Source organism: Roseovarius tolerans (genome assembly GCF_900109855.1).
In the GTDB taxonomy this organism is placed as follows: Bacteria; Pseudomonadota; Alphaproteobacteria; order Rhodobacterales; family Rhodobacteraceae; genus Roseovarius; species Roseovarius tolerans.
The window spans coordinates 1-14540 of the sequence record NZ_FOBO01000017.1 but is presented as its reverse complement, the minus strand read 5'-3'; the positions used below and the strand labels follow the sequence as shown (position 1 = coordinate 14540).

Here is a 14540-nt window from a genome sequence, read left to right as displayed (position 1 = left end):
GGTGCCTCCGAGGCCTGAAAATCAGGCCTCGGCCTCCACGTCGTCGCCGTCGGTCTCATCGACTTGGGGCTCCAGATCCGCAGGATCGACCCAGCCAAGCATGACGCGTGCCGTCATGACCATATTTTGCGCTTCTTCGAGCGAGACGTCAAACTTCTCCAGAATACCTTCGTCCTTGACGCGCTCACCGTTCACGGTGGTCCAGCCACCTGCCAATTCCCAATCGGCACAGGTTGCGAAATCCTCGAGCGATTTGACATCGTCCTCGGCCAACGCCTGCACCATCTGGGGTGTCAAACCCTCGAATTCAATGAGGCTGTCCTCGACCCCCAACTCGCGCGCCTTGGCGAGCGCCGCGGCGGCCTGCGCCTCGAGCACGTCACGCGCCCGTGCCTGAAGCTCACCGGCAGTGTCCTCGTCGACACCGTCGATCACCAGAAGCTCGTCCAGTTCGACATAGGCGACTTCTTCCAGCGTGGTGAAGCCTTCGGCGACCAGAAGCTGCGCGAAGAACTCGTCGAGATCGAGCGTGTCCATAAAGAGCTTGGTCCGCTCTTCGAATTCCTTCTGACGGCGTTCGCTGTCCTCGGCTTCGGTCATGATGTCGATGTCGAGTCCGGTCAACTGGCTGGCCAGACGTACGTTCTGACCGCGCCGCCCGATGGCGAGGCTTAGCTGCTCTTCGGGCACGACCACCTCGATACGCTGCGCGTCCTCGTCGATCACCACCTTGCTGACCTCTGCGGGCTGCAAGGCGTTGACGAGGAACGTCGCCTGATCCTCGTTCCAAGGAATTATGTCGATCTTTTCCCCCTGAAGCTCGTTGACCACCGCCTGCACGCGGCTGCCGCGCATGCCGACGCAGGCACCGACAGGGTCGATCGAACTGTCATAAGAAATCACGGCGATCTTGGCGCGGCTGCCGGGATCGCGGGCCACGGCCTTGATCTCGATGATGCCGTCGTAGATTTCCGGGACTTCCATCTTGAAGAGTTCGGCCATGAATTGCGGCTCTGTCCGGCTGAGGAAGATCTGCGGTCCGCGCTGTTCGCGGCGCACGTCCTTGACGTAGCAGCGGATGCGGTCATTGGGGCGATACGCTTCGCGCCCGATCTTTTCGTTGCGCCGCAGGATACCCTCGCCCGCGCCCACATCGACGATGACGTTGCCGTATTCCTCGCGCTTGACGACACCGTTGATGATGGTGCCCGCGCGGTCCTTGAATTCCTCGTATTGGCGATCGCGCTCGGCCTCGCGCACCTTTTGCAGGATCACCTGCTTGGCGCTTTGCGCGGCGATGCGGCCCATCTCGACGGGGGGCACTTCCTCGACGAAGGTATCGCCGACCTTGGGCTCCTCGAGATACTGCTTGGCCTGCTCCACGGTCATCTCGGCCTGATAATTCTCAAGCTCTTCGTCCTCGACCACGGTGCGCACACGCGTGAACTTGGCGCGACCGGTCTTTCGGTCGATCTCCACACGGATATCCATCTCGCTGCCGTAGCGGCTCTTGGCGGCGCGGGCGAGGCTTTCTTCCATCGCCTCGACCACGAGGCCCGGATCGATCATCTTCTCGCGCGCCACTGCCTCTGCGGTCTGCAACAGCTCAAGCTGGTTGGCCGATGTGATTGCCATGGTCTCAGTCCTCCTCAGAACCGCTATCGGTTTCGATCTCGTCAAAATTTTCTTCGTTGATGGCGCCTGCCGCCTTGCGCTGTCGCAGCATCTCGCGGATCAACTCGTCGGTCAGCACCAGCTTGGCGTCGCTCAGCCAGTCGAAATCGAGCCCGATGGTGCCCTCTTCGACATTGATCAGCACCTCGTCACCCTCGACCCCCGCCAGCATGCCCTTGAAGCGCTTGCGCCCGTCGATCATCTCCGAAGTCTCAAGCTTGGCCTCATAGCCCTCGAACATCTCGAAATCCTTGAGCCGGGTCAGCGGCCGGTCGATACCGGGGCTCGACACCTCCAGTGTATAGGCGTCGATGATCGGGTCCTCGACATCGAGAATGGCGCTGACGGCTGTGCTGATCTCGGCACAATCATCCACCTCGATCCCGCCGTCTGGCTTGTCGGCCATGATTTGAAGCGTATGCGTCTTGCCGCCCATCAGGCGAACGCGCACCAGTTCATAGCCCATGTCCTCGATCACCGGGGTGATGATCTCGGCCAGTCTGCGATCAATCGCGGCTTTGGCAATCAGGTCGTTGGTCATCGTTTCCAAGCACAAAAAAACGGGCGCGCGGCCCGTCACACTTTCCGGTGGAGCCTTCGGAGTGGACCCGAAAGCGCCGCTGTTGACGGGGATATAGGCGGCTTGGCGCGGATTTGCAAGCGGGGTTTTCGCGGCTACCGCATCGCGCCGCGCCAACGCCGATAAAGCTGCGCCGTATCGCGCACGACCGGCACGCGGTCAAACCAACGCAAATCATGGACATCGGTGCGCGACGGGCGCTGCACCCCGAGTGTCTGCGACACCGAGAGTGTGACCATCTGCGGATGATCTGCCCGGAAATGCGAGTAGGCCCCATCGACATGCATCGGCCCACCCGCCGGATCGCCGACCTCACGTTCGGTGATGGCCGTCAGGTAAGGCACCAGCGCATGGATGGCCGGACGACGCAAGGCCATGAAGTGACTGCACAAAACATTCTGCTTGGGGTCGAGCGAGATCAGACCGGGCACGGCGTCCATGCCATGTGCCACAGCATCGAACCCGCCATAGAAAATATCCCAATCGCGTGCGGCCAGCGTCTCCAGCAGGGCAGGCGCGCGGCTTGTGAAATCGTCACTGAAATCCAGATCGTCCTCGCAAATCGCGATGCTTGGCAGGTCCGCGTCACGGGCGGCACGCAGGATTTCGAGGTGGCTCAGGAAACAGCCACGCGCGCCAAGCGTGGGAAAACCGGCCAGGCTGTCAGGCCGGATCGCATCAAAAATCGACACCTTCGGATGATCAAAGCCGAGCCCGATTCGCGCCAGTTGTACCGCGAATTCGCGACGGCGGTCGGGACGGGAGGGCAAATTGACGACGCGGATCGCGCCGAGGCACTCCACCATGCGTGATCCCAGAGACGTCATGTCACGGTCTTTCCTGCTCAGCCTGCGTCGGCATGACCATATGGCGCGTCAGCCCCCCGCACAAGCGGCGCCGCCGAACCGGTCCTGCCACGACGGCAGGGCGTCGCCGGGTAGGCTGCGCGCGCTGAACACCGCCCGCGCAATCGCCCGCGCCATGACGCACGCCGCCGCATGGCCCAGCACCACCTGCGCCACCAGATCAGGGGCCGGTCGCGTGCCGGTTGCCGCGGCAAAGATCAGGTCGCCATCCATCAGCGTGTGCGACGGCACCAACGCGCGGGCGAACCCGTCATGCGCGACCGTGGCCAGCCGCGTGCATTGCGCTTGGGTCAGCGTCACATCGGTGGCGATGATCCCGATGGTGGTATTGGCGTGCTGTGTCAGCTTGGTGGGGGCCAGCATCGGATCGGCATTGGCGGGTGCCATCCCCAATCCGCCGAATTCCTGCCCCAGCTCGAACGGAGCAGCCCAGAATTCCGGCCCCTCACCCACCGTCGCGGAGCCAAGTGCGTTCACGGCGACCAGAGCGCCCACCGTGCTGCCGTCGGGCAGAAGGGCCGACGCCGAGCCAAGCCCGCCCTTGAGGGTCGCCGTGGTCGCCCCCGCGCCTGCCCCGGTGCTGCCGATCTCGAACGCATCCGACGCCGCCTGAAGCGCCGCGCGGCCAAGCGCCTTGTAGGGGTTGTCGGTCCAGTCCTTGTCGCCGCCATTGAGCAGATCGAAGAGGATCGCCCCCGGCACGATAGGCACGCGCATATCCCCCACGGCGAAGCCGCGCCCCATGTCGCGCAACCCGTCCGCCACGCCCGAGGCGGCATCGAGGCCAAAGGCTGACCCACCCGAGAGCACCAGCGCATCGACCTGCTCGACCACCCGGTCGGGGCTGAGCAAATCCGTCTCGCGCGTGCCCGGCGCGCCGCCCATGACATGTACGCCCGCAGTAAAGGGCGCATCGGCCACCAGCACCGTCACGCCCGAACGCAGGCGCATATCCTGCGCGTTGCCCACACGCAGTCCCGCAACATCGGTGATCAGATTTCGCGCGCCCACATGCGTTTTCATGCCGCAAATCTCCCTTTGGGTCGCAAATCATCTTGCCAGAGCGCGCGCTTTACGCAAGGAAAGGCATCAGGCCCGGGCGATGGCGTCGTCCCGATCAGGGCCTTTCCCAACAGTCCTGAACGCCGGGACCTTCTTTTGCAAGGAGGGTCACTATGACTGCACGTCCAGATTTCTATCGCTTCCACAACGGTGAAAAGGCCCCGCTGCCCTTTGCCATTTCCGAATACGAGGCCCGGGTCGCGGGCCTACGCAGCCTCATGGAGGAGGCAGGCGCAAGCGCTATCGTCCTCACCTCGATGCACAACATCGCCTATTACTCGGGCTTTCTCTACTGTTCCTTCGGTCGTCCCTACGGCCTTGTCGTGACCGAGACCGAGTGCGTGACAATCAGCGCGGGCATCGACGCGGGGCAACCGTGGCGCCGCTCGTTCTGCGATAACATCACCTATACCGACTGGCAGCGCGACAATTTCTGGCGTGCGGTGTGCGAGGTGGCAGGCGAGGGCGGTGTCATCGGCTACGAGGGCGATCACCTGACGCTGATGCAACGCGACCGGCTGGAGGATTTTCTCAAGCCGGTGACGATGGTGGACGTGGCCCGGGCAACGATGCGCCAGCGGATGCGCAAATCCGAGGCCGAGATCGCGCTCATCCGCTCCTGCGCGCAGGTGGCGGATGTGGGCGGTTATGCAATCCGCGACGCTGTGAAGGTGGGCGCGAGAGAGATCGACGTCGCCATGGCAGGCCGGGACGCAATGGAAGTGGAGATCGCCAAGCGTTTCCCCGACGCTGAATACCGCGACACATGGGTGTGGTTTCAGTCGGGGATCAACACCGACGGCGCGCATAACCCGGTGACGGCGCAGGCCATCGAACGCGGCGATATCTTGTCGCTCAACACCTTCCCGATGGTCTCGGGCTATTACGTGGCGCTGGAGCGGACCATGTTCGCGGGCGAGGTGGACGCGGCGAGCCGTGCGATCTGGGAGGCCAATGTCGCCGCCCATGAATACGGCATGTCGCTGCTCAAGCCCGGGGTAAGCTGCGCCGAGGTCACGCATAGGATCAACGAATTCTTTGAGGACCGCGACCTGCTGCAATACCGCACCTTCGGCTATGGACACAGCTTCGGCATCCTGAGCCATTATTATGGCCGCGAGGCGGGGCTGGAACTGCGCGAGGATATCGACACGGTGCTGGAGCCGGGCATGGTCATCTCGATGGAGCCGATGCTGACGCTTGGCTCCGGTGAGCCCGGCGCAGGTGGCTACCGCGAGCACGACATCCTCGTGGTCACCGAGGACGGCAACGAGAACATCACCGGCTATCCGTACGGCCCGGAGTTCAACGTGGTCGGCTGAGCGTCTGCGGGGCGGTCACTCATCGCCCCGCACTCCATCTCAGGCCAGATGATCCACCACCTGCAAATGCTGCGCGAGATGGCCGACCTCCTCCAAATAGCGCGCGAGCAGCTTTGGATCATGCGGGGCCAGGGTAACGCCTGCCGGGATCTCACGGTTCAGCACCGATTCGATGGCCAGCGAGACCGGTATCGACACCAGCCGCGCCATCGCCGTGCCGCGCGCATCGCCCCAGGCGTCCATCACGTAGGTCTTGTGCCAGACCGGTTGCCCGGCCTTTTCCGCCTTCAGATCGACGCAGAGCACGACGCGATCCGCTTCGCCCTCGTCATACGCATGCTCTTGCCAGAACTGATCCGACATCTCCTTTAGTCGCGCGTCACCAGCCGCACCCTCCAGCGTTTCGATCTCGGTAAAGATATCCTTCCAAGCCTCCGACCAGCCATTCAGCCGCAGCGTGCCGCGCACGAAATCCTTGATCCGCCAGTCGGGATCGAACCGGTAATCCGCAATGAACGGGATCGAATCGCGGTTGGGATAAACCTCGAAGGTTTCAGGCGTCGGAAGCGGCGCGTCATAGGATGAGAGCGCATCCCAGGGCCGCGCGACGTTGAGTTCAGAAAAGTCCCGGATCGAACGCGAGGGCGAACGAAGCGCCTTGAGCACGCCCAGGGGCGACCAGCTGAATTTGTAGCGGAACGGGTTGGGCACTTTCGGCACGCCGCCGCAATAGGAGGTGAAGCTGAGGTCATTGCCCGGATCGAACGCCCCGGAGGCGCGATACTCGGCCACCAGGTGATGCGCCATCAGGTGGTCGATGCCGGGATCAAGGCCGATTTCGTTGACAAAGCACAGCCCCTTGTCGCGCGCCGGCCGATCGAGCGCCCGCATTTCGGGCGCGATGTAGGAGGACGAAACGAAATGCGCATCCTTGGACAGGCACAGCTCCGCAAGCGGCACGTGCCAGTCGCCGGGCAGCATCGAAACGACCACATCGCCGGGCCTGAGCGCCTCGGCGAGCGCGTCCTTGTCAAAGGCATTGATCCGGTCGGTCAGGTCGCCCACGGCTGCCTCAGCCTTGTCGGTCGAGCGGTTCCAGACGGCCACGTCATGGCCCGCCTCGATCAGCCGCCGCAAACCCGGAATGGCCGAAAGGCCGGTGCCGCACCAATGGATTGTCATGTCTCAGACCTCCTTCATATGTGTCTTGTAAGTCTCTTCGGCCCGCGCCCAGACCCCTTGATCCAGCGCGTCGAGCGTCAGCAGCGATGGCAAGAGTTGGCTTGCGTAATCCGTTGAGGATTCCACCGGCAAGAGCGAGGGCAGGTTGTCGATCGCCATCACGTCGAGCGGCGGCGCGTCATGGACGCGCGTCGCGGGCTCTGCCCACGTGGTAGCTGCGTCATAGACCGGCACCGGGTTATAATCGCTGTCGGGGTCGCAGGCCACGTCGCCGATCACGGTCAGACGGCGGTCTTGATCAAGCGCGGATTTCGGCACGAAAACCGGCGTACCGGGCCGTGCGAAGATGCAGTTGAGGAAAATGTCGTGGTCGAGGATTTCCGGGAACGGGCCCCCGTTCGCGGTCTCGGCCATGTCCCACCTTGTGACGGTCAGGCCCATGGCCTCGCACAGGTCCGCCGCCCCGGTGCCGACACGGCCAAGCGCGCCGATGACGATGGCCGTGGGGCGCTCCTTGCCCGCAGTATCAAGCTGCGCCCCAAGCGCCGCGAGTAGCGCATCGCGCCCCGGATAGGTCTTGACCGGCGGGCAGGTGCCGCCGCCCTGTTGCGCCGCCCATGCCATCAGTGACACCGCCGCCCCCGCGTAGCCCGCCCAATAGCCGAAGGCGGCAACGCGCCGCCCGTCCGCGTCCACCAGATACTCCAGATCGTAGAGCGTGCCGCCGCCCTCCCTGAACCGCGCGAGCAGGCGCTTGCCCGCATGCTGCCCCTTGAAGGCATGACCGAACATGATGTGGCGATGCGGCAGGGGGGTGCCGTCCTCGGGCAGCTCCTTGAGGCCGAAGATGATCGCATCAGACGGGGCGGAGGGCCAGGAATTCTCCGCCGCGATCTCGCAGCCCGCCGCCCGGTAGCCGTCAATCGGGATGGCGCGGGTGCGGCTGTCCTCCACCGTCACGCGGATGCCCTTGGCGATCAGTTGCGCGGCCCCCTCGGGCGTCAGCCCCACGCGTTCCTCGTTAAGCCGCTGTTCGGCCCGGACCCAGAGATGTGTCATGCGGCAGCCCTCAGATCATGTTGTCGGCAATGACCTGCGCCACCGAGGCACGGCCGCGCATCGCCTCGATGAAAGCGGTGATCTTGGGGTAATCCGCCACGGTCACACCATCCCCCTCAAGCCAGTTGCAGGCGACATAAAGGTAGGGATCGGCCAGCGAAAACGTCTCACCCAGAACATACGGCCCCTTGAGGATGTGGTTTTCCACGTGATCGGCGCTCTCGGTCATGGTCTGTACCGACTTGGCCTTCATGTCATCAAACGAGCTTTGCTGATCGGCCCAGCGATGACTGCGCATCTTGTGGGCGTGGTTCACATGCATGGTCGAGGCGAGATAGCACATCGCCTCGCGCATCTTGGCGGCCTCATAGGAGTCCGAGGGGCGCAGCCCGGCGGCGGGCGCGATATCGGCGATGTAATCGAGAACAGCACCCGTTTCGGTCAGAATACCCTGATCGGTGACAAGCGCCGGCACACGACCCTTTGGATTGATCGCCTGATACTCCGGTCCGGTCTGCTCTCCGGCGCGAAAATCGAGGCGGACCGGCTCGAAATCGAGCCCCGCCTCGTGCAATGCGATGGCCGTGGCAATGGCGATGGTGCCCTTGGCGTAATAGAGTTTCATGGCGCGTTTCCTGTTGTTCAGATGAAGGTGCGGGCATGCGCCCGGTCGGGTGTGTCGAGATGGGGCGTGGCGTTGAACGTGCCCAGCATCAGCATATCGTGGACATGTTCAAGCCGGTGCAGCGAACTGTTCATCACCTGCAGCATGACCTTGGACATTCCGGGAATATCAAGCCCGAGCGTGTGCCGCATCACCATGCCGATAACACCCCCTGAGGTAACAATCAGGACACGTCCCGGATGATGGCAGATATCGTCGATCAGGCCGGTGATGCGCGTGGTGAAATGCTCGAAGGTCTCCGGCACATCCGCAAGATCGCCGCGCGCCCAGTGTTCGATCACCTGCGGAAGGTAGCGGGCGAATTCAGTGGCGTCCGAGGGCGCGGGGATTCCGTGCTGCGCCTCGATAGCCTGCGCGAGCGCGAAATAACTCAGCTCATCCAGCCGCGCGTCCTGTTCGGTGATGTCATAGCCCATGGCCCGCGCGGTGCCGGTCTGACGATGCAGCGTGCCGGTGATCACATGGTCGAAATGCGGATTGGTCTCGCGCAGATGCACGCCCAGCCATTCTGCCTGCTGCACACCGAGAGGCGACAGCCGGTCATAACCCGCCTCATCCGTGGCATGGCTGTTCGCCTGCCCGTGCCGCACCAGAATGAGTTCCGCCAAATCGCCGCCTCCCCGCTTGCCGCGCGACGTTAGCGCCGCACGACAGAGGGTTAAAGGTCCGCCACGGGAAATTATTCACCGGCCCCGATCCACCGCGCCTGACGCCTATACGAAACATAGCGCCCGACCGTGGCGTAAAAATGCGGTGAGGGGTCGGGATTGGTGGACTCGGAAATGCCCGCGCATGGTCTAAGATCGCCACGGACAAGGAGGCGCGCGCATGTCTGAGACGATCAAGATCACACTCGATGGCCAGGAGATCGAGACCGAGGCCGGTCTGACGATCTGGGAGGTCGCCAATGGTCGCGGCCTGAAGATCCCGCATCTGTGCCACAAGCCTGCCCCTGGCTATCGTCCCGATGGCAACTGCCGCGCCTGCATGGTCGAGGTCGAGGGCGAGCGCACACTCGTGGCCTCCTGCATCCGCGAGGCGCGCGAAGGCATGGTCGTCACCACAAATTCGAACCGCGCCGAAACCGCGCGCAAGATGGTGGTCGAGATGCTGCTCGCCGACCAGCCCGAGCGCGACACCTCGCACGATGCCTCCAGCCACCTGTGGGACATGGCCGATGCCAACGGCGTGACCCATAGCCGCTTTCCCAAACTGGAAAAGCCGCGCGTGCCGCTTCTGGATGACAGTCACGTCGCGATGCGCGTCAACCTTGATGCCTGCATCCAGTGCAACCTGTGCGTCCGCGCCTGCCGCGATGTGCAGGTCAATGACGTGATCGGCATGGCCGGGCGCGGCCACGATGCCTATCCTGTCTTCGATTTCGACGATCCCATGGGCGAGAGCACCTGCGTCGCCTGCGGCGAATGCGTGCAGGCCTGCCCCACCGGTGCACTGATGCCCGCCTCGGTGATGGACGACGCACAGCAGGGCGACAGCGCCGATTATGACGAGGAGGTGCAGAGCATCTGCCCGTTCTGCGGTGTCGGCTGTCAGGTTTCGCTCAAGGTCAAGGAGGGCAAGGTCAAGTATGTCGAGGGTATCAACGGCCCCGCCAACGAAGGCCGGCTCTGCGTCAAGGGGCGCTTTGGCTACGACTACATCCACCACCCGCACCGCCTGACCAAGCCGCTCATCCGCCGCGAGGATGCACCCGAGAAGGGCCTCAACGTCGATCCCGGCAACTGGCACGAATTCTTCCGCGAGGCGGAGTGGGACGAGGCGCTCGACCTGACAGCGGGCGAGTTGAAGCGTCTCAAGGACGCCCATGGCGGCGCGACCGTCGCAGGCTTTGGCAGCGCCAAATGCACCAATGAAGAAGCCTATCTCTTTCAGAAATTCATCCGTCAGGGCTTTGGCCACAACAACGTCGACCACTGCACGCGGCTCTGCCATGCCTCATCCGTGGCCGCATTGATCGAGAATGTCGGCTCGGGTGCCGTGACCGCCACCTTCAACGAGATCGAGAATGCCGACGTGGCGATCATCATCGGCGCCAACCCGATCGAGAATCACCCCGTGGCGGCGACCTATTTCAAGCAGTTCACCAAGCGCGGTGGCAAGCTCATCGTGATGGATCCGCGCGGGGTGGGCATGCGCCGCTTTGCGACCCACATGTTGCAGTTCAAGCCCGGCGCGGATGTCTCGATGCTAAACGCGATCTGCCATGTGATCGTCGAGGAAGGGCTCTACGACCTGCAATATGTCGAGGCCTTCACCGAGAATTGGGAGGCCGAAAAGGCGCATCTGGCGCAATTCCCGCCCGAAAAGATGGAGGCGATCTGCGGCATCCCCGCCGAGACGCTGCGCGAGGTGGCCCGCGAATTCGCCGGTGCCAAGTCGGGCATGATCTTCTGGGGCATGGGGATTTCCCAGCATATCCACGGCACCGACAATTCGCGCTGCCTGATCTCTCTGGCGCTGATGTGCGGCCATGTCGGTCGCCCCGGCACCGGGCTGCACCCGCTGCGCGGGCAGAACAACGTGCAAGGCGCCTCCGATGCAGGTCTCGTGCCGATGTTCCTGCCGGATTACCAGACTGTGACGGATGACGGCGTGCGCAACGCCTTCACCGAAGTCTGGAAATCCGGCGATTTCTCGAACCAGAAGGGCCTCACCGTCACCGAGATCATGGATGCGGTCCACGAGGACAAGATCAAGGGCATGTATATCCTCGGCGAGAACCCGGCCATGTCCGACCCGGACGTGGAGCACGCCCGCGATGCCCTCGCCAAGCTGGAGCATCTGGTGGTGCAGGACATCTTCATCACCGAGACGGCGAACTATGCCGATGTGATCCTGCCCGCGAGCGCATTCTACGAGAAATCCGGCACCGTCACCAATACCAATCGGCAGGTGCAGATGGGCCGCCGCGCAGTGACCCCGCCGGGCGAGGCGCGCGAGGATTGGCAGATCACCACACAACTTGCCAACCGGATGGGCCTTGGGTGGAAGTATGACACACCTGCGGACGTGTTTGCCGAAATGAAGGTCAACATGCGCTCGCTCGACAATATCTCGTGGGAGCGGCTGGAGCGCGAGAATGCCGTGACCTATCCCTGCAAGACACCCGATGGCCCGGGCGAGGCCGTGGTCTTCGGCGACGGTTTCCCGCGACCCGAAGGCCGGGCGCGCTTCACCCCCGCCTCGATCATCCCGCCTGACGACGTGCCCGATGCCGACTATCCGATGGTGCTGACCACCGGGCGGCAGCTGGAGCATTGGCATACCGGCTCGATGACCCGCCGCGCATCGGTTCTCGACGCGGTAGAGCCCGAGGCCAACTGTTCGCTGCACCCGTCTACCTTGCGCAAACTCGGCGTGGAGCCCGGAGGCATGGTGCGGCTGAGCACAAAACGCGGCTCGATCAGCATCATGGCGCGTGCCGACCGGGCGGTTTCACCGGACATGGTGTTCCTGCCGTTCGCCTATGTCGAGGCCGCCGCCAATATCCTCACCAACCCGGCGGTGGACCCCTACGGCAAGATCCCCGAGTTCAAATACTCGGCCGTGCGCGTCGAGGCGGCAGAGATCGCGGCGGAATGAACAGCAAAGGGGCGGCCCGATGAACCGCCCCTCGCCTTTTCACATCCGGGTCGCGCGCCCGCTCTCAGCGGTTCGGCAGGATCACGATTTCGACCCGGCGATTCTGCGCCTTTCCCTCGGCAGTGAGGTTCGAGGCCACTGGCTGATCCTCGCCCCGCCCGAACGCGTTGATCCGCGAGAACGTCACGCCACCATTCATCAGCACATCGGCCACCGCATTGGCACGACGCTCCGAAAGGCCCTGATTGTAGCTGGCATCGCCGTCGCTATCGGTATGGCCGACGACCTGAACCGTGGTGTCGGGATATCTCTGGAGGCTGTCCGCCACCTTGAACAAATCCGACCGCAGATCAGGCCGGATGTTGAAACTGTCGACCGGGAACAGGATGTCCTGCGGCATGGTCAGGATCAGGCGATCCCCGGTATTGGTGATCTGAACGTCGCTGTCGAGTTGCTGGCGCAGTTCGGCCTCCTGCCGGTCGAGCGCATTGCCGATGGCAGCGCCACCCAAGGCACCGATCGCACCGCCGAGCAAGGCCCCCTTGCCCTTGCTGTCACTGACGGCAGCGCCGGTGGCGGCCCCGACAAGCCCCCCGATAACCGCGCCTGACTTGGTTTTCCGACGCGGATCATCACCACCGACATAGGCGGGATCGGTGCAGGCCGCGACCAGCAGAAGCGATGCGCCGGAGAGGATGAGAATGGGATTACGTGCTCGGATCATGGAATGTCGCCTTCATTGATTTCACAGCCCGATGGATCGGGTTCAGTGCAATGATATGCAATAACAGCACCTCGCCCAAGGCAAATCCACGGGGAAATACAAGACAGCACGCGCAGAATTCCGCCTATCCTTCGGCGCGCGCGCTTTCCCAGGCGAGGATCGCGCGCTTGATCGGAAGACCCCAGTGATAGCCACCCAAGCCCCCCGATTTTCGCAGGGCCCGATGGCAGGGGATGAGAAAGCTGACCGGATTGCGCCCCACGGCGGTGCCGACCGCGCGCACCGCGCGCGGGTTGCCGATGGCTCCCGCGATTTCGGAATAGGTGGTGACATGGCCCGAGGGAATCGCGAGCAGCGCCTCCCACACCTTGATCTGAAACGGCGCGCCGATCATGTGGAGCACGGCTTCGCCCCGTCCCTCAAACCCCGCATCCACCCAATGCGCGATCTTCTCCGGGGCCTCTACATACATCGCGTCGGACCACCGGGCGCGGATATCGGCCATGGTCACATCACGTCCGAACTCTGCGGCAAAGGCCACACCGCACAACCCACGGTCGGTGCCCATGGCGAGCGCCTCACCGAAGGGGCTGTCGAACCAGCCGTAATAGATGATCAATCCCGCCCCCTTGCGCGCGAACTCACCGGGGCTCATCGCCTCCCATCTCAGAAACAGATCATGCAGCCGCCCCGAGCCCGACAGCCCCGCTGCATCGGCGGCCTCCAGAGTGGTATAGCGCTGCGCCAGCAGGGCCTTGGCATGACCAAGCGTCAGATACTGCTGGTAGCGCTTGGGAGATACACCCACCCATTGCGAGAAAAGCCGCTGAAAATGCGCGGCGCTCATCCCCATCTCTCGCGCAAGATCCTCGAGCGAAAGTGTCTCGTCGCGCGCATCGATCAGGTCGATCGCACGGCGCATGACGTTGTAGTGGTAGGCATTGTCGGATGCATGATCTTGCATTGTGACCTCTGCGGCATGTGATGTCTTCGAAAGTAAGTCGTCCAATTTCAATATGCGACCCGAATCATGTGCATTCGCTCGGTATTGGTTGGCCTCTGAGGCGTGGGTAATCGTGGTGGATTTTCTCAATTGTTTCGATTTGATGCTCAATTCTCTTGGCACCGGCGGCAGAGGTTCTCCAATATGCACTGCCTAGTTGGAAAAGTGGCATTTTTGTGGCGGAAGTTGATTCAAAACATATGCGAATATATCTATGTGTGGTAGACATTCTCTGGGGAGGTCTGAACCGTGGCTGACTTAGGGAACGCGCAAATACCCTCGGGACATAGGCAGACACCTTCATTGGCATCACCCCTTTAATCAGTTGCCGGACATGTCCGGCGGCTGCCAAACAAGGAGTGTTAGAATGATGAACTTTAGACATGTCACAGCCGTCGCTGTGGCAGTATCAGGGTTGATCGCAGGCAGAAGGCTTATCCCCTTCGTTCCGGCGGCACAGGATGTTGTGCCACCGGGCTTGCAAATCTGTGATGTTCGCTTATTGTTCCGCTCATGCCAGCCAGATGGAAAAACGATAGACCTATGTCCCGCCAAGCGTTCGACGCGCTTTTTTTCGATGAGGAAGCGTGTTCGGAGTATCTGGCAGAACGACGCTGGCCGGACGGCTTCGTCTGCCCCTCTTGTGGCACCTGCAAGGGTTGGCCTCTCAAGCGAAATCGGGCGACCTGGGAATGTGCTGGCTGCGGGCGACAGACATCCGTGACGGCTGGCACGGTGATGCACAGCAGCCACCTGCCATTGCGGACGTGGTTTCTCGCC

General features: G+C 62.9%; 13 protein-coding genes. 3 read left to right on the top strand and 10 right to left on the bottom strand.

The features are described 5' to 3' along the window. Positions 1-21: 21 nt before the first annotated feature. The 4 genes from nusA to BMX04_RS15095 all read right to left on the bottom strand — a co-directional run bounded on the left by nusA (position 22) and on the right by BMX04_RS15095 (position 4143). Positions 22-1635 (bottom strand): transcription termination factor NusA, encoded by a 1614-nt coding sequence (nusA, locus tag BMX04_RS15110; RefSeq protein ID WP_074787742.1) that lies wholly within the window; start codon positions 1633-1635, stop codon positions 22-24. Positions 1636-1639: 4 nt separating this feature from the next. Next, complete coding sequence (rimP, locus tag BMX04_RS15105) at positions 1640-2215, bottom strand: ribosome maturation factor RimP (RefSeq protein ID WP_074787741.1); 576 nt, start codon at positions 2213-2215, stop codon at positions 1640-1642. Positions 2216-2349: 134 nt separating this feature from the next. Continuing rightward, positions 2350-3081: a glycosyltransferase family 25 protein gene (locus BMX04_RS15100; protein ID WP_083398208.1), complete on the bottom strand. Its 732-nt coding sequence runs from the start codon at positions 3079-3081 to the stop codon at positions 2350-2352. Positions 3082-3129: 48 nt separating this feature from the next. Next, the gene (locus tag BMX04_RS15095; protein ID WP_074787739.1) at positions 3130-4143 is read right to left on the bottom strand and encodes a P1 family peptidase; all 1014 of its coding nucleotides are present in this window, start codon (positions 4141-4143) and stop codon (positions 3130-3132) included. Positions 4144-4295: 152 nt separating this feature from the next. Between BMX04_RS15095 and BMX04_RS15090 the strand changes: the two genes are divergently transcribed. Further along, positions 4296-5504 (top strand): aminopeptidase P family protein, encoded by a 1209-nt coding sequence (locus BMX04_RS15090; protein WP_074787738.1) that lies wholly within the window; start codon positions 4296-4298, stop codon positions 5502-5504. A 39-nt stretch (positions 5505-5543) separates the two neighbouring features. Here BMX04_RS15090 and BMX04_RS15085 read toward each other — a convergent pair whose 3' ends face one another. From BMX04_RS15085 to BMX04_RS15070, 4 genes are read right to left on the bottom strand one after another with little or no spacing between them, the layout of a single operon-like run. Next, positions 5544-6686 carry a saccharopine dehydrogenase family protein gene (locus BMX04_RS15085; protein WP_074787737.1) on the bottom strand — a complete coding sequence of 381 codons (1143 nt, stop codon included), beginning with the start codon at positions 6684-6686 and terminating at the stop codon, positions 5544-5546. Between the two features lie 3 nt (positions 6687-6689). Beyond that, positions 6690-7745, bottom strand: a complete 1056-nt coding sequence (locus tag BMX04_RS15080; RefSeq protein WP_074787736.1) for a saccharopine dehydrogenase — start codon at positions 7743-7745, stop codon at positions 6690-6692. Between the two features lie 10 nt (positions 7746-7755). Next, a complete protein-coding gene (locus BMX04_RS15075) occupies positions 7756-8370 on the bottom strand; it encodes a glutathione S-transferase family protein (protein ID WP_074787735.1) in 615 nt (204 codons plus the stop codon). 17 nt (positions 8371-8387) lie between these two features. Beyond that, a complete protein-coding gene (locus BMX04_RS15070) occupies positions 8388-9038 on the bottom strand; it encodes a histidine phosphatase family protein (RefSeq protein ID WP_074787734.1) in 651 nt (216 codons plus the stop codon). A 220-nt stretch (positions 9039-9258) separates the two neighbouring features. Here BMX04_RS15070 and fdhF point away from each other — a divergent pair, with 220 nt between their 5' ends. After that, positions 9259-12033: a formate dehydrogenase subunit alpha gene (gene fdhF, locus BMX04_RS15065; RefSeq protein ID WP_074787733.1), complete on the top strand. Its 2775-nt coding sequence runs from the start codon at positions 9259-9261 to the stop codon at positions 12031-12033. A gap of 64 nt (positions 12034-12097) precedes the next feature. Here fdhF and BMX04_RS15060 read toward each other — a convergent pair whose 3' ends face one another. Both BMX04_RS15060 and BMX04_RS15055 read right to left on the bottom strand, forming a co-directional pair. Continuing rightward, complete coding sequence (locus BMX04_RS15060) at positions 12098-12757, bottom strand: YiaD family glycine zipper/OmpA-like lipoprotein (protein ID WP_050664166.1); 660 nt, start codon at positions 12755-12757, stop codon at positions 12098-12100. A 124-nt stretch (positions 12758-12881) separates the two neighbouring features. Beyond that, positions 12882-13721: a methylated-DNA--[protein]-cysteine S-methyltransferase gene (locus BMX04_RS15055; RefSeq protein WP_074787732.1), complete on the bottom strand. Its 840-nt coding sequence runs from the start codon at positions 13719-13721 to the stop codon at positions 12882-12884. A 552-nt stretch (positions 13722-14273) separates the two neighbouring features. Here BMX04_RS15055 and BMX04_RS15050 point away from each other — a divergent pair. After that, the coding region (locus BMX04_RS15050) for a transposase (protein ID WP_139194579.1) at positions 14274-14540 on the top strand (267 nt) is incomplete at its 3' end.

What these genes read in the sequence shown, in the direction of transcription:
- nusA (WP_074787742.1), bottom strand. Translation starts at nt 1,635, where the DNA reads ATGGCAATCACATCGGCCAACCAGCTTGAGCTGTTGCAGACCGCAGAG.
- rimP (WP_074787741.1), bottom strand. Translation starts at nt 2,215, where the DNA reads ATGACCAACGACCTGATTGCCAAAGCCGCGATTGATCGCAGACTGGCC.
- BMX04_RS15100 (WP_083398208.1), bottom strand. Translation starts at nt 3,081, where the DNA reads ATGACGTCTCTGGGATCACGCATGGTGGAGTGCCTCGGCGCGATCCGC.
- BMX04_RS15095 (WP_074787739.1), bottom strand. Translation starts at nt 4,143, where the DNA reads ATGAAAACGCATGTGGGCGCGCGAAATCTGATCACCGATGTTGCGGGA.
- BMX04_RS15090 (WP_074787738.1), top strand. Translation starts at nt 4,296, where the DNA reads ATGACTGCACGTCCAGATTTCTATCGCTTCCACAACGGTGAAAAGGCC.
- BMX04_RS15085 (WP_074787737.1), bottom strand. Translation starts at nt 6,686, where the DNA reads ATGACAATCCATTGGTGCGGCACCGGCCTTTCGGCCATTCCGGGTTTG.
- BMX04_RS15080 (WP_074787736.1), bottom strand. Translation starts at nt 7,745, where the DNA reads ATGACACATCTCTGGGTCCGGGCCGAACAGCGGCTTAACGAGGAACGC.
- BMX04_RS15075 (WP_074787735.1), bottom strand. Translation starts at nt 8,370, where the DNA reads ATGAAACTCTATTACGCCAAGGGCACCATCGCCATTGCCACGGCCATC.
- fdhF (WP_074787733.1), top strand. Translation starts at nt 9,259, where the DNA reads ATGTCTGAGACGATCAAGATCACACTCGATGGCCAGGAGATCGAGACC.
- BMX04_RS15060 (WP_050664166.1), bottom strand. Translation starts at nt 12,757, where the DNA reads ATGATCCGAGCACGTAATCCCATTCTCATCCTCTCCGGCGCATCGCTT.
- BMX04_RS15055 (WP_074787732.1), bottom strand. Translation starts at nt 13,721, where the DNA reads ATGCAAGATCATGCATCCGACAATGCCTACCACTACAACGTCATGCGC.